Below are 14,101 nucleotides of genomic sequence, written 5' to 3' on the forward strand. Positions count from 1 at the left end.
CAGAATGATCGGCAATGTTCCGCCGCGGCCGGCCCAGGCTCGCTTGAGCCGGGGCGGTCATGTGCGGTTTTGTGCTGGTTTGTCCGCCCTGCTAGAGTGACCGGCCTGGAGCGGGGCTGACGATGCAGATGCAGGACAAACTCACGGACAAGCAGCTTTCGGACGAGCAGAGCCGCGAGATCGCCGAGACCATTCGCGAGGAGCTCGCCCGGCGCCGGATGTCCCGGCAGGCGCTGGCCGAGCAAGCCAAGCTCAGCCTGTCGACGCTGGAGAAGGTGCTCGGCGGCCGGCGGCCGTTCACGCTGGCGACGACCGTCCGGCTGGAGCAGGCGCTCGGCGTCTCCTTGCGCAAGAGCGTCATCGTGGCGACGCCGCCGGCCGCAAACGACGTCGCGCCCGACAGCCTCGGCTCTTATGCCCACCGCGCAGTGACCTGGCTCGAGGACGTCTACATCACCCTGCGGCCGTCGTTCGGCGACAAGGATGCGATCTTCGCCTATCGCACCGAGATCGCCTGGGAGCCGAAGCTCTCGTCGCTGGTCTTCCGCGAGGGCGATCGGACCGATGCCGCCTACGAGCATACCGGCGAGGTCGCCGTTCCCCATCAGTCCGGCTTCATCTACCTCGTCATCATCAAGCACGGCCAGCACCGCGTGATCACGGTGTCGCGGCCGACGGTATCAGGCGAGATGTACGGCATCATCTCGACGCTGCGCGCCGGGCCCGGCTCGCAGCTCACGCCGATCGCGGCGCCGATCGCCTATGTGCCGCTCAGGAATATTCCAAAACCCTCCTTGGGCCGGGTTGCGCCCGAGGATCCCAACCATGCCCTGTATCGGCAGCACTTGCGCCGCACGGTGGAAGAGCCGTTTGCGCTGTTTCTGACGTTGTGATCCTGGACCTTGCTTGAAGCGTTCGCGCCGATCAGCCACTCCGCGCAAGTGAGCGGCCGAGGTTCCGGCCATGGTGGCCGGGACGAATCCGGTCGAGGCAAGTCTCGCGATGAAGAGCCCGTTCTATACCGCCGAGCACGACGCGTTCCGCGACGTGATGCGGCGCTTCGTCGAGAAGGAGATCGCGCCGTTCGCCCATGACTGGGACGAAGCCGGCGAATTTCCGCGCGAGCTCTATCGCAAGGCGGCCGAAATCGGCCTCTTGGGACTTGGATTCCCGGAAGAATATGGCGGCATCACCGCCGACCAGTTTATGAAGATCGTCGCGAGCCAGGAGCTTGCGCGCGCGGGCGCGGGCGGCGTCAGCGCCAGCCTGATGAGCCACACCATCGGCTCGCCGCCGATTGCGCGGGCCGCGCGGGCCGAGGTGAAGGCGCGCGTGCTGCCGCAGGTGCTGGCCGGCGAGAAGATCTCGGCGCTCGCGATCACCGAACCGGGCGGCGGCTCCGACGTTGCGAACCTGCGCACCCGCGCGCGGCGCGACGGCGATCACTACGTCGTGAGCGGGGAGAAGACCTTCATCACCTCAGGGATGCGTGCCGATTACCTGACGGTTGCGGTGCGGACCGGCGGCGAGGGCGCCGGCGGCGTCAGCCTGCTCCTGATCGACGGCGACACGCCCGGACTGTCGCGCACCAAGCTGAAGAAGATGGGCTGGTGGGCCTCCGATACCGCGACGCTGCATTTCGACGCATGCCGCGTGCCCGCCGCGAACCTGATCGGCGAGGAGGGCCAGGGCTTCAAGATCATCATGCAGAACTTCAACAGCGAGCGCATGGGCATGGCCGCGAGCTGCACCGCCTTTGCCCGCGTCTGCCTCGACGAGGCGATCGCCTACGCCAGGGAACGCCAGACCTTCGGCAAGCCGCTCGCGCAGCACCAGGTCATCCGCCACAAGATCGTCGACATGGCGCAGAAGGTCGCGGCTTCGCAAGCGATGCTGGAGATGCTGGCCTGGCGGCTGGAGCAGGGCGAGAGCCCGGTCGCCGAAATCTGCATGATGAAGAACCAGGCGACGCAGACCATGGCGTTCTGCGCCTCGGAGGCCGTGCAGATCTTCGGCGGCGCCGGCTTCATGCGCGGCATCAAGGCCGAGCGCATCTACCGCGAGGTCAAGGTCAACGCCATCGGCGGCGGCACCGAGGAGATCATGAAGGATCTGGCCTCGCGGCAGATGGGGTTGTGACTACGGCCGTCATTCCGGGGCGCGAAGCGAGCCCGGAATGCATCGGGCCGCAGACAACCGTAGAGAAATGGATTCCGGGCTCGCGCTACGCGCGCCCCGGAATGACGAGAGGACAAAATGTTATTCACCGCCGACCACGACGACATCCGCCGCTCGCTGCAGAAATTCATTGCGGGCGAGATCAATCCGCACGTCGACGCGTGGGAGAAGGCCGACATCTTCCCGGCGCACGAGCTGTTCAAGAAGATGGGCAGCCTCGGCTTCCTCGGCCTGAACAAGCCGGTCGAATTCGGCGGCTCGGGCCTCGACTATTCCTACGCGCTGATGATGGCGGAGGAACTGGGCGCCATCACCTGCGGCGGCGTGCCGATGGCGATCGGAGTGCAGACCGATATGGCAACGCCCGCACTGGCGCGGTTCGGCTCGGATGAGGTGCGGCGCGAATTCCTGGCGCCCTCGATCTCGGGCGATTACGTCGCCTGCATCGGCGTCTCCGAGCCCGGTGCGGGGTCGGACGTCGCCTCGATCAAGACCCAGGCGCGCTCTGACGGCGACGATTACGTCATCAATGGCGGCAAGATGTGGATCACCAACGGCACCCAGGCCGACTGGATCTGCCTGCTCGCCAACACCGGCGACGGCCCCGTTCACCGCAACAAGTCGCTGATCTGCGTGCCCATGAAGGCCAAGGGTGTCACTGTCGCGCGAAAACTCGACAAGATGGGGATGCGCTCCTCCGACACCGCGCAGATCTTCTTCGACAATGTCCGCGTACCCAAGCGCAACCGGATCGGCGAGGAAGGCCAGGGTTTTACCTACCAGATGATCCAGTTCCAGGAGGAGCGCTTGTGGGGCGCGGCCGCCTGCCTCAAGGCGCACGAATACATCATCGACCAGACCATCGAATACACCCGCAACCGCAAAGCCTTCGGCAAGTCCATCCTCGACAACCAGGTCGTGCACTTCAAGCTCGCGGAGATGCAGACCGAGGTCGAGCTCTTGCGCGCGCTGATCTATCGCGCCGGCGAGCAGCTGGTCGCCGGCGAGGATGTGACGCGGCTCGCGACCATGGCCAAGCTGAAGGCCGGGCGGCTCGGCCGCGAGCTCACCGACGCTTGCTTGCAATATTGGGGCGGAATGGGCTTTACCAACGAGACGCCGGTCAGCCGCGCCTATCGCGACAGCCGCCTGACCTCGATCGGCGGCGGCGCCGACGAGGTCATGCTGATGGTCCTGTGCAAGATGATGGGCACGCTGCCCGGCAGCAAAGGAAACGCCTGATGATCACGCTCTATCATTGCGACGCTGCGCGCTCGTTCCGTCCGCTCTGGATGCTGGAGGAGATGGGTCTGCCCTATGAATTGAAGATGCTGCCGTTCCCGCCGCGCGTCTTCGCCAAGGACTATCTCGCGCTCAATCCGCTCGGCACCATCCCCTTCATGATCGACGGCGAGACCAGGATGACGGAATCCTCCGGCATCTGCCATTACCTCGGCATCACATACGGCCCGACGCCGTTGATGGTCGGCCCTGAAGATCCCGCCTACGGCACGTTCCTGAACTGGATGTATTTCAGCGACGCCACGTTAACCTTCCCGCAAACGCTGGTGCTGAGATACACCCAGCTCGAGCCGGAGGAGCGCCGCAACCCGCAGGTCGCCACCGATTACGCGAAATGGTTTCTGGGAAGACTGCGCGCCGTTGAGGCAGCGACGGCGAATGCCGAAACATTGTGCGCGGGCCGCTTCACCGCTGCCGACATCGTCATCGGTTACGCGCTTCGGCTCGCGAGCAATATCGGGCTTGCCAAGGATTTCGGGCCAAACGTCGCAGCCTATTGGTCGCGTCTGCAGCAGCGCGAGGGTTTCAAGCGCGCGGTTGCTGCGGAGCAAAAGGCCGGGCAAGAGCAGAATGTCGCGCCGAGGGTGAGGGCGTAAGGGAGGCTGTCATTCCGGGGCGCGGAAGCGCGATCCCGGAACCTCGAGATTCCCGGTTCGCGTTATTGCGCGTCCACGACGCGCCATGTCTTTTGACAGCGCCATCCTACCGTGACAGCGCCCAAATTTCCGCTAAGGTGACCTCCGTCCGCAGCGGCCAGAGAGCCGCGCGAGGAGGAACCCAATGGAATATAACGGTCGCGAATCCGACCACCTGATGCTGATCACGCCGGAGCGGGTGTTTTATGCGGGCCTGCTCGGCCGTCCGCGCAAACGGACACCCGGCTGCTGCCATGTCTATGTCGCGGTGAAGGGCAATCTGCACCTGACCATCGACGACGTTCTCGCCACCGGCGAGCTGTTCGTCACCCTGCCGAACCAGCGGCACTCCATCGCCAGCGACTATCGCACCGTCATCAGCGTGACGCTGGAGCCGGAAAGCATGGCGGATGGCGTGATTGAAGCCTTGGCCGCGCGCCTGACCGGACCCGATCAGGCCGCCTATGCCCGCAAGATCCTCGCCGCCTACGCCTTGCTGCGTCAGCGCCGCTATGGCGACATCACCACGGCCGAGTTCGACGAGATGTGCTTTGGCGAGGCGCTGCCGCGCCGCGTGCTGGATCCGCGCGTGATGCGTGCGGTGGCCCGCATCGAGCGCTTCTCCGGCGAGCCGGTGACGGCGGATACCTGCGCCGCTGAAGCCGGCCTCTCGGCCTCGCGCTTCCTGCACCTGTTCAAGGAGGAGACCGGCATCTCGTTCCGCTCCTTCCGCGCCTGGAAGCGCGCGCGGTATCTGCTGCACTTCGCCAACCAGGACCTCAACCTCGCCCATCTGGCGCAGGACATCGGCTATCCCGATTCCACGCATTTCAGCCACTCGATCCGCCGCTTCTACGGATTGAAGCCGCGGGCGATCTTCGTCGGCTCGCGGGATCTTGCGATCTATCGCAGCACCGAGACGGTGCGGATGGCGGAGGCTTCGTAGCTTCGTAGGGTGGGTTAGCCGATCAGATGCGCGAAGCGCGGCTGCTCGGCGTAACCCACCTCTTCAATGTCCACGGAGGCAGACAGTGGTGGGTTACGCCTTCGGCTAACCCACCCTACGAAAGCTCGTCTTTTCCCAGCTTCTCCGCGCAAGAAGCCGCATGTCGCGCGTCACATGATCGCAAGCGTTGAATTCTCAACGTGCGAGACATTGAACGCATGAGCGACAAGGCCGTCATCACCTGCGCGCTGAATGGCGTGCTCACCGACCCCAAGCAGCACAACGTGCCCGTGACGCCCGAGCAGATGGCGCGCGAGGCCAGGGCTGCGTTCGAGGCCGGCGCGTCCATCATGCACATCCATCTGCGCCAGCAGGCGCCGGGCAAGGGACATCTGCCGTCCTGGGAGGTCGCGGTCAGCAAGGAGATCCAGCAGGCGATCCGCGAAGCCTGCCCGGGCGTGATCATCAACCACACCTCGGGCGTGTCGGGGCCGAATTACTCAGGCGCGCTCGACTGCATCCGCGAGACGAAGCCCGAGATTGCCGCCTGCAATGCCGGCTCGCTGAACTACCTGAAGGTGAAGGCCGACAACAGCTGGGCCTGGCCACCGATGATGTTCGACAATTCGGTCGAGAAGGTGAAGGACTATCTCGACGTCATGAACGCGGCCGGCACCATCCCCGAGTTCGAATGCTTCGACGTCGGTATCGTCCGCTGCGTCGGCATGTACCACCAGGTCGGCATGTACAACGGCCCGCTCGAGTACAATTTCGTGATGGGTGTCGCCTCCGGCATGCCTGCTGATCCCGAACTGCTGCCGATCCTGATCAAGCTGAAGCGCCCCGAGGCGCATTGGCAGGTCACCGCCATCGGCCGCGAGGAGATCTGGCCGCTGCACCAGCGCTGCGCCGAGCTCGGCGGTCATCTGCGCACCGGCCTCGAGGACACCTTCTATCTCGCCGACGGCAAGAAGGTGACGTCGAACGGCCAGCTGATCGAGGCCGTCGCCGCCTGCGCAAAGCGCGCCGGCCGCGAGATCGCGTCACCGGCCGAGGCGCGGAAGATCTTTGGGACGAACAGGTAAGGTATCGCCTCACCCGTCATTGCGAGCGAAGCGAAGCAATCCAGAATCTCTCCGCGGATGCAGTCTGGATTGCTTCGTCGCTTCGCTCCTCGCAATGACGAGCAGGATCAAGTCATGTCCACCATCGAAAACACCATCTCCCCCGGCAGCGCCGCCTACCAAGCCAACCGCGACGGCATGCTCGGCCTGATCGACCGCATGCGCGCGCTCGAGGAGCGCACGCGCGCGGCGTCCGCTGCGGCCAAGGACCGCTTCCACAAGCGCGGCCAGTTGCTGCCGCGCGAGCGCGTCGCGCTGGTGCTCGATCCCGGGGCGCCCTTCATCGAGCTGTCGACGCTCGCCGGCTACATGTTCGACGTGCCGGATGCGAACAAGAGCGTGCCGGGCGGCGGCGTCATCGCCGGCATCGGCTTCGTCTCGGGCATCCGCTGCATGGTCAGCGCCAGCGATTCCGGCATCGACGCCGGTGCGCTGCAGCCTTACGGTCTCGACAAGACGCTGCGGGTGCAGGAGCTCGCGCTGGAGAACAAGCTGCCCTATGTGCAACTGGTCGAAAGCGCCGGCGCCAATCTGCTGCGCTACCGCGTCGAGGATTTCGTTCGCGGCGGCAACATCTTTCGCAACCTGGCGCGGCTCTCCGCTGCCGGTCTGCCGGTCGTCACCGTCACGCACGGCTCCTCCACCGCGGGCGGCGCTTATCAGACCGGCCTCTCCGACTACATCGTCATGGTTCGCGGCCGCACCCGCGCCTTCCTCGCAGGGCCCCCGCTGCTGAAAGCCGCGACCGGCGAGATCGCGACCGAGGAAGAGCTCGGCGGCGCCGAGATGCATACGCAGATCTCCGGCCTCGGCGATTACCTCGCCGAAGACGATCGCGACGCACTTCGCATCGCGCGCGAGATCATGGCGGCGCTGCAATGGGAGCGGCCGGGCCGGGCGACGCTGCAATTCAAGCCGCCGCGCTATGACCAGGACGAGCTGCTCGGCATCATGCCGATGGACCACAAGCGCCCGGTCGACATGAAACAGGTGATCGCGCGCATCGTCGACGATTCCGACTTCACCGAGATGGCGCCGAGTTACGGCCCGGCCACCGTTTGCGGCCACGCCCGCATCGAGGGCCAGGCCATCGGCATCATCACCAACAACGGCCCGCTCGATCCCGCCGGCGCCAACAAGGCGACGCATTTCATCCAGGCCTGCTGCCAGACCCGCACGCCGCTGCTCTATCTCAACAACACCACCGGCTACATGGTCGGCAAGGCCTATGAAGAAGCCGGCATGATCAAGCACGGCTCCAAGATGATCCAGGCGGTGACGTCGGCGACCGTGCCGCAGATCACCATCTATTGCGGCGCCTCGTTCGGCGCCGGCAATTACGGCATGTGCGGCCGCGGCTTCCATCCGCGCTTCTGCTTCTCCTGGCCCAACGCCAAGACCGCGGTGATGGGCGGCGAGCAGGCCGCCGAGACCATGGCGATCGTAACCGAGGCCGCTGCCGCCCGCCGCGGCAAGCCGATAGAGCAGGACAAGCTCGACGCGATGAAGGCGCAAATCATCGGCGTGTTCGATGGCCAGATGGATGTGTTCTCCACCAGCGCCCGCGTGCTCGACGATGGCGTGATCGACCCGCGCGACACCCGCGCCGTGCTATCGGAGGTGCTCGCGATCTGCCGCGAGGGCGATGCGCGCACGCCCCAGCGCATGCAGTTTTCGGTGGCCCGCCCATGAGGAACGGATCAGTGCAGCACCGGCCGTTCTTCAAGGTCCTGGTGGCAAACCGCGGCGAGATCGCACTGCGCGTGATGCGCAGCGCGCGAAAACTCGGCCTCGGTGTCGTCGCGGTCTATTCCGATGCGGATCGCGATGCGCTCCATGTGCGCGAGGCCGACCAGGCCGTGCGCATCGGCGAAGCCTTGCCGGCGCAATCCTATCTCAACATCCCCGCGATCATCGAAGCGGCCAAGGCCAGCGGCGCGGATGCCGTTCATCCCGGCTATGGCTTTCTTGCCGAGAACGAGGCGTTTGCGCGCGCCTGCAAGGATGCCGGCCTCGTCTTCATCGGCCCGTCGCCGCAGGCGATCGAGGCGATGGGCAACAAGGCCGGCGCCAAGGAGATCATGAAGAAAGCCGGCGTGCCCATCGTGCCCGGCTACCAGGGTGCTGAGCAAGGCGACGAGGTCATGTTCGCCGAAGCCGGGAAGATCGGCTTTCCCGTGATGATCAAGGCGGTCGCCGGCGGCGGCGGCCGCGGCATGCGGCTCGTCACTGACGCGGCATCCTTCCCCGAAGCCCTGCGCAGCGCGCGGTCGGAAGCGAAAGCCGCGTTCGGCGATGCTGCCGTCATCCTCGAGCGTGCGATCCAGAATCCGCGCCACATCGAGATCCAGGTGTTCGGCGACAGCCACGGCAATGCCATCCATCTCGGCGAGCGCGATTGCTCGGTGCAGCGGCGGCACCAGAAGCTGATCGAGGAGGCGCCGTCGCCGGCGGTCACGCCGGAGCTGCGCGCGAAAATGGGCGAGGTCGCGGTGTCAGCGGTCAAGGCGCTGCGCTATGAAGGCGCCGGCACGCTGGAATTCCTGCTCGATGCCACTGGCGCGTTCTACTTCATGGAGATGAACACGCGCCTGCAGGTCGAGCATCCCGTCACCGAGGCGATCACCGGGCTCGATCTCGTCGAGCTCCAGCTGCGCATCGCGCGCGGCGAGCCGCTGCCGATCAAGCAGCAGGACATCAAGTTCTCCGGGCACGCCATCGAGGTGCGGCTCTGCTCGGAAGACGCCGCGCAGGATTTCATGCCGCAGTCGGGTCGCATGGCGCGCTGGCAGGTGCCTGACAGCATCCGCGTCGAGCACGCATTGCAATCCGGCTCGGAGATCCCGCCATTCTACGATTCCATGATCGCCAAGCTGATCAGCCATGGCGCCAATCGCGAGGAGGCGAGGGGACGGCTGATCGTTGGCCTCGAGCAGCTTACGGCGTTCGGCGTGACGACCAATCAGGCGTTCCTGATGTCCTGCCTGCGTCATCCCGGCTTTGCCAAGGGGGAAGCGACGACGGCGTTCATCGGCGCCCATCGCAACGAGCTGCTTGCGCCGCGTGCGGGCGCGGCATTCGCGAGAGCGCTGGCAGGCCTGCTGCTCTACGTCACCAACCCGCGCGCGCCGTCGTGGCAGGGCGGGCGGAGCCTTGCCGTCACCTTTCCGCTGCCGGCGAAAATCGACATCGGCGGCGATGCGCACGAGCTCGACATCGTGCGCGAGCGCGACGGCAGCTACACCGTCGCCGTCGAAGGCCGCCAGCATAGGTTCGAGATCGACCAGCTCGATCTCGACGCCATCCGCTTCCGCCACGCCGGCGTGATGGACAGCGCAAAATTCCTGCGGGATGGCGATCGGCTGTACGTCCAGCACCGCGGCATCCCGCTGGTGGCGAATGATCTCACCCTCGCCGCGCCGAAGGCGACTTCAACGAATGGCGGCGACGGCAAAGTCCGCGCCGCCATGAACGGTCGCGTTGTCGCCGTGCTGGTCAAGCCCGGCGATCGCGTCACCGCCGGCCAGCCGGTGCTGACGCTGGAGGCGATGAAGATGGAGCACGTCCACAAGGCCGGCATCGCGGGCGTGGTCGGCGCGATCGACGTCGCCGAAGGCGAGCAGGTCACGACGGGCCGCATCGTCGCGGAGATCGGGGCGGGTTAGCGCCACAAAAGGCGTCTCGTAGGGTGGGCAAAGGCGCGCAGCGCCGTGCCCACGAATGTCGATCATAAGCGGAATGGTGGGCACGCTTCGCTTTGCCCACCCCACGGCTGTGGCGGCCGCTCACATTCCAAAAACAAAGCAATTTCAATATCTTGATTGTTGCGGAAATCTCGCGACATTTCCCATTGAACATAGTTCATTTTCGGGCTACCAATATTGAACGATGTTCAATATCTGGAGCTATTCATGCTGCGCGCGCGCGACCAAGCTCAACCGGCCAATGCACTGGTCCCGCCAGTCGTTCGCCGACTCTCGTACGCCCCCCTTCAAACCGGCGAGAAATATCTTATCGGTGCGCTCCTCGTCCTGACGCTCACCGCGCTTCTGGCGCCCACGATGCCCGCCGCCGCCTGGCACATCCCGCATTTCGTCGATAGCCGCACCTTCCTCGGCGTGCCCAATGCCGGCGACGTGCTGAGCAATCTCGCCTTCCTCGCGATGGGCGTCTGGGGCTCGGAGCGGCTGCGTGCCCGCCACGATGCGCCGGTGGGTGCGAACTGGTTCTTCGTCGGCCTGATCCTCACGTGCCTCGGCTCGGGCTTCTATCATCTCGACCCCGACGCGCCGCAACGGCTCATCGCCGATCGTCTCGGCATGGCGGTCGCGTTCGCGGGCTTTCTGGGCATCGCGGCCAGCGAGCGCATCAGCACGCGCGCAGGCGAGGCGGTGCTGGTGCTGACGATGATCGCGGGCCTGTTGGCGGCCTGGGTCGCACGCGAGAATCTCACGCCCTGGGTGATCGTGCAGTTCGGCGGCATGGCGCTGGCCGTGGGCCTCGCGTTCACACGCCCGCGACCCGGCGCGCTTGGCGTGCCGCTCGGCGGCGTGATCGTCTTCTATGTGCTGGCCAAGCTGTTCGAACTCGGCGACGTGACCGTGTTCGAAGCGACCGGCCACATGGTCTCGGGCCATACGCTCAAACATCTCGCCGCCGCGCTCGCGGCCTGGCCGGTGATCCGGGCACTGGGATCTAGGCCGTGTACGCATTAAGCGGCTGGTCGCCGCCTGATGTCCGCTTAAGCCCCAACACCAGCGGAGAAGCAGCAATGTTCCAATGCAGCTGAAGGGCCACATGCGGATTCATGCAGCGCAGCATCATTCAATCACCTCGTCAGCCGTCGCGAGTAGCGCGGTTGGAATATTCAGACCGAGAGCGCGAGCAGTCTTAAGATTGATCACCAATCGGAAGCGTTCCGGCTGCTGGATCGGGAGTTCGGCCGCTTTCGCGCCCCGCAGCAGTTTTGCAACATAACCGGCGGAGCGGCGATTGAGGTCAATGATGTCAGGGCCATACGCGAGAAGGCCACCTTCGACCGCTTCTTCACGCCAGTGATACACCGCCGGAATGCGGTTTTGCGCGGCGAGCTCGATGATCTTGCGCCGGTTGGCGAACCCGATGGGGTCCACAAGCACGAGCAGGCCTTGAATATCCCTCGAAGCTATGGTCTGGAAAGCAGGGCCTATGTCCTCCACCGAGCGTTTGATCACCGGAAGTATCTCGACCTGCCGGTCCGCGGCGGTTTTCTGGAAGTCGGCCATCAGCCGTGCATGATATTGGTTGTCGGGGTCGAGGAGCACCGCGAACCGCGACGCCCGTGGCAGTAACTCCAACAGAAGCCCGAAATTCTTGCCGCTGCTTGCGACCCCGGTCAGTCCCGTCACGTTTCCACCCGGCCGCGCAAGACTTGCCGCAAGGCCGACACCGACCGCGTCTGCGGTGGCAGTCACGATGGGGATCGTGCCGGTGACTGCCCTGGCGGCAATTGCCTCGGGCGTGCTGGACGCCACAATCACCTCGACTTCGAGAGCCACCAGCTCGGCGGCAAATCTCGCCAATTGTTCGCGGTCATTCTTCCAGAACCGGCGCTCGATGATGATGTTCGCGCCCTCCACATATCCCATCTCGCGGAGTCCGCGATCGAAGGCTTCGATTCGTTGGTGCGGAACTGACGCCAGGAAACCGATGCGAGGCATCTTCTTCATGAGCTGATGGGCGGGCTGCGCGATCAAGCTGCGCGGCCAAACGGCACCGATGGCCCCGATCAGTGCAATGAACTCCCGCCGCTGCATGTACCCTCCAAGGACCACGCCTGGGGATGACTACATTAGCATTTTGCCATGGGACCGTGTGATCGACGGAGGTATGCGGGATTGAGATGGGCCGTTTGGGTTGAATAAGTCGAAAATAACGTCACAGCAAGAACCTCGCTGAATTAGGTCAGAGCGAGTGATGAAGTTCTCGCCTTCAACCCAACTATGCTCTCGGAGCTTTCGCAGAAAAGCATCGAGCGTGCGTTGTACCAACTCCCGGCTCGGAGCACTTAGATAAACAATTCGATGGACACGTTCCTTTTGCCGGGCGCGCGCGGCAACTGGCCAAATTGCGGCCAGTCCGCCGAGGGTCGACATGAAATCGCGTCGCCTCATGACTAGCCTCCAAACAGCGGAGCATTATGGGGCGCAATCAGGACCGAGGATAGGGAAATGAGTCCGCAATGGATCGAATGCAGACGGTCGCGGTCGCGCGGCAGGGTCGCTACGGGCCGACATCGGGCGTAGAGCCTTATTCGATCACCTCGTCCGCACGGGCGAGCAGTGATGGCGGGATTTCGATGCCTAAGGAGCGCGCGGTTGCTGAGTTGAGAACCAAACTGAACTCCGTGGGCTGCTGAATGGGCAAATCCTCCGGCCGAGCACCTCCCAAGATTCGTGCGGCGTAGATGCCGGCTTTTTCAAAGTTTGCGACAAGGCTCGGCCCGTAGCTCATCAGGCCACCGGCCGCCGGAAATTCGCGGAATTCATAGGACGCCGGAAGCGAATGACGATCGGCCAAGGCGACAAGTTGCGCACGCAGGTTGAAAAATATCGCATCGTTGCTGACGAGGACCGCACCGACTTGGGCGCTAACAAGCTGCCTGAAAGCTGGCTCTAATTCATCCTGGTTGCGCGCCTTGGCTACTTTCAAGGTCCGCCCGGTCGAACGGGCAACTTCGTCAATTTCCTGAAGCAAGTCTTGATTGTCAGGGTTCACCAAAAATCCGACGGTAGCCTTTTGCTGGAGCAGCTCCTGGATCAGTTCGAGGCGCTTTAGGACAAGCCTCGCTGTCATCATAGATATGCCCGTGGCGTTGCCCCCGGGGTGAGCGAAGCTCTTTGCCAGTCCGAGCTTCACGGGGTCTGACGCGATTACGAATACGATCGGAATGGTTGAAGTTACTTTCCTTGCGGCGAGCGCAACCACATTGCCCCCTCCGATGATCAGCGCTGGATTGAAATGCAAGAGCTCCTGAGCGAGCTCCGGAAGCTTACTGTGGTTTCCTCGTGCCCACCTACGTTCTATCGTAACGTTTTTGCCAACTACGAAACCCCTCTCCGCGAGACCTCTTTCGAATGCTGCGTCATAGGGACTCGCAATGTCAGGGGAACCCACGGACAACACACCGATAACAGCTACCGCTGAACGTTGCGCGCTCGCCGTCAGCGGCCACAGAGGTGCCGCGCCGACAAGAAGCGTGATGAACTCCCGCCGTCTCATGTGCGCTCCTAAGCTCTCTGGTGACGGCATCGTAGCCGTTCAGGCGAGCTCATTGAAAGTGGCCAAGGTCAAAAGTGTTGCATCCGCGAACCGCCGCAGACTTCTGTCTCCCCCAGCTCCACGAAGCGAGAAACATTTGTTCCCGCTCCTAGAATTGCAATATGGCAAGCCAATTTGCGACAGCATTACTGCTACACATCTCGCTGGGATTGCTGACCATGCCATTGTTAAGGAGATCAGGGACCCTGACGATGCTCACGTTCCGGCGTCAGGCACGTGCAACCGCAAGAATGAGTTTCGACCCGGGCGGTTGAGGGGTTGGAGTGCAGGCTCAGACTTCTGCTACGGGTCAAAAGCGGTGCTCGGAGGGCGAGGTCCCAATGGTCGGCTGAGGGCCACAAGCGGACATCAACGGGACGATGCAAGAGCACATGGCGGATTTTCGGTTGCCATGATCCGGCCCCGCGCTGGGGAGCACGGAGCGTACAGAACGCTGGCTTGAGGTTGAGGCAATTGGTCCAATCTTCTGATCCATCTTGAAACAAGATCAAGCCTCTCTAAGTCTCACGCCGGAGGGCTCCTCCGACCTCTTTTGGAAAGGATTGCTTGTAACCGTCGAGGACGACGATGATGACACTGGAAGAAAAGCTCGCCCG

At 64.0% G+C, this 14,101-nt stretch carries 11 protein-coding genes; 9 read left to right on the forward strand and 2 right to left on the reverse strand.

Going from position 1 to position 14,101, the window contains the following annotated elements; genetic code table 11:
• The first annotated feature begins 122 nt into the window (after positions 1 to 122).
• From I6F16_RS30510 to I6F16_RS30550, 9 genes are all read left to right on the forward strand, one after another.
• Positions 123 to 893 (forward strand): helix-turn-helix transcriptional regulator, encoded by a 771-nt coding sequence (locus tag I6F16_RS30510; protein ID WP_225174252.1) that lies wholly within the window; start codon positions 123 to 125, stop codon positions 891 to 893.
• Between the two features lie 109 nt (positions 894 to 1,002).
• Positions 1,003 to 2,139 (forward strand): acyl-CoA dehydrogenase family protein, encoded by a 1,137-nt coding sequence (locus I6F16_RS30515; protein WP_225114828.1) that lies wholly within the window; start codon positions 1,003 to 1,005, stop codon positions 2,137 to 2,139.
• Between the two features lie 117 nt (positions 2,140 to 2,256).
• The gene (locus I6F16_RS30520) at positions 2,257 to 3,420 is read left to right on the forward strand and encodes an acyl-CoA dehydrogenase family protein (protein ID WP_225114810.1); all 1,164 of its coding nucleotides are present in this window, start codon (positions 2,257 to 2,259) and stop codon (positions 3,418 to 3,420) included.
• The gene (locus I6F16_RS30525) at positions 3,420 to 4,076 is read left to right on the forward strand and encodes a glutathione S-transferase family protein (RefSeq protein WP_036023890.1); all 657 of its coding nucleotides are present in this window, start codon (positions 3,420 to 3,422) and stop codon (positions 4,074 to 4,076) included. Before I6F16_RS30520 ends, I6F16_RS30525 begins: the two co-directional genes overlap by 1 nt.
• Before the next feature lie 184 nt (positions 4,077 to 4,260).
• Positions 4,261 to 5,061 (forward strand): AraC family transcriptional regulator, encoded by an 801-nt coding sequence (locus I6F16_RS30530; protein ID WP_036023887.1) that lies wholly within the window; start codon positions 4,261 to 4,263, stop codon positions 5,059 to 5,061.
• A 218-nt stretch (positions 5,062 to 5,279) separates the two neighbouring features.
• Entirely contained in the window at positions 5,280 to 6,146 is an 867-nt protein-coding gene (locus I6F16_RS30535; RefSeq protein WP_225114811.1) for a 3-keto-5-aminohexanoate cleavage protein, read from the forward strand.
• A 114-nt stretch (positions 6,147 to 6,260) separates the two neighbouring features.
• On the forward strand, positions 6,261 to 7,877 hold the full coding sequence (locus I6F16_RS30540) for an acyl-CoA carboxylase subunit beta (RefSeq protein ID WP_225114812.1): 1,617 nt from the start codon (positions 6,261 to 6,263) through the stop codon (positions 7,875 to 7,877).
• Positions 7,874 to 9,850, forward strand: a complete 1,977-nt coding sequence (locus tag I6F16_RS30545; protein WP_225114813.1) for an acetyl-CoA carboxylase biotin carboxylase subunit — start codon at positions 7,874 to 7,876, stop codon at positions 9,848 to 9,850. Before I6F16_RS30540 ends, I6F16_RS30545 begins: the two co-directional genes overlap by 4 nt.
• 246 nt (positions 9,851 to 10,096) lie before the next feature.
• Positions 10,097 to 10,900 (forward strand): hypothetical protein, encoded by an 804-nt coding sequence (locus tag I6F16_RS30550; RefSeq protein WP_225114814.1) that lies wholly within the window; start codon positions 10,097 to 10,099, stop codon positions 10,898 to 10,900.
• A gap of 105 nt (positions 10,901 to 11,005) precedes the next feature.
• Here the strand turns inward: I6F16_RS30550 and I6F16_RS30555 are convergent, their stop codons facing one another.
• Together I6F16_RS30555 and I6F16_RS30560 are read right to left on the reverse strand one after the other, a co-directional pair.
• Positions 11,006 to 11,980: an ABC transporter substrate-binding protein gene (locus tag I6F16_RS30555; protein WP_225114815.1), complete on the reverse strand. Its 975-nt coding sequence runs from the start codon at positions 11,978 to 11,980 to the stop codon at positions 11,006 to 11,008.
• Positions 11,981 to 12,473: 493 nt separating this feature from the next.
• Entirely contained in the window at positions 12,474 to 13,475 is a 1,002-nt protein-coding gene (locus tag I6F16_RS30560) for an ABC transporter substrate-binding protein (protein WP_345960983.1), read from the reverse strand.
• Positions 13,476 to 14,101 lie beyond the last annotated feature (626 nt).

This window comes from Bradyrhizobium sp. IC4060, from assembly GCF_020193715.1.
Taxonomy (GTDB): Bacteria; Pseudomonadota; Alphaproteobacteria; order Rhizobiales; family Xanthobacteraceae; genus Bradyrhizobium; species Bradyrhizobium yuanmingense.

What these genes read in the sequence shown, in the direction of transcription:
- I6F16_RS30510 (WP_225174252.1), top strand. Translation starts at nt 123, where the DNA reads ATGCAGATGCAGGACAAACTCACGGACAAGCAGCTTTCGGACGAGCAG.
- I6F16_RS30525 (WP_036023890.1), top strand. Translation starts at nt 3,420, where the DNA reads ATGATCACGCTCTATCATTGCGACGCTGCGCGCTCGTTCCGTCCGCTC.
- I6F16_RS30515 (WP_225114828.1), top strand. Translation starts at nt 1,003, where the DNA reads ATGAAGAGCCCGTTCTATACCGCCGAGCACGACGCGTTCCGCGACGTG.
- I6F16_RS30545 (WP_225114813.1), top strand. Translation starts at nt 7,874, where the DNA reads ATGAGGAACGGATCAGTGCAGCACCGGCCGTTCTTCAAGGTCCTGGTG.
- I6F16_RS30520 (WP_225114810.1), top strand. Translation starts at nt 2,257, where the DNA reads ATGTTATTCACCGCCGACCACGACGACATCCGCCGCTCGCTGCAGAAA.
- I6F16_RS30535 (WP_225114811.1), top strand. Translation starts at nt 5,280, where the DNA reads ATGAGCGACAAGGCCGTCATCACCTGCGCGCTGAATGGCGTGCTCACC.
- I6F16_RS30560 (WP_345960983.1), bottom strand. Translation starts at nt 13,475, where the DNA reads ATGCCGTCACCAGAGAGCTTAGGAGCGCACATGAGACGGCGGGAGTTC.
- I6F16_RS30550 (WP_225114814.1), top strand. Translation starts at nt 10,097, where the DNA reads ATGCTGCGCGCGCGCGACCAAGCTCAACCGGCCAATGCACTGGTCCCG.
- I6F16_RS30530 (WP_036023887.1), top strand. Translation starts at nt 4,261, where the DNA reads ATGGAATATAACGGTCGCGAATCCGACCACCTGATGCTGATCACGCCG.
- I6F16_RS30555 (WP_225114815.1), bottom strand. Translation starts at nt 11,980, where the DNA reads ATGCAGCGGCGGGAGTTCATTGCACTGATCGGGGCCATCGGTGCCGTT.
- I6F16_RS30540 (WP_225114812.1), top strand. Translation starts at nt 6,261, where the DNA reads ATGTCCACCATCGAAAACACCATCTCCCCCGGCAGCGCCGCCTACCAA.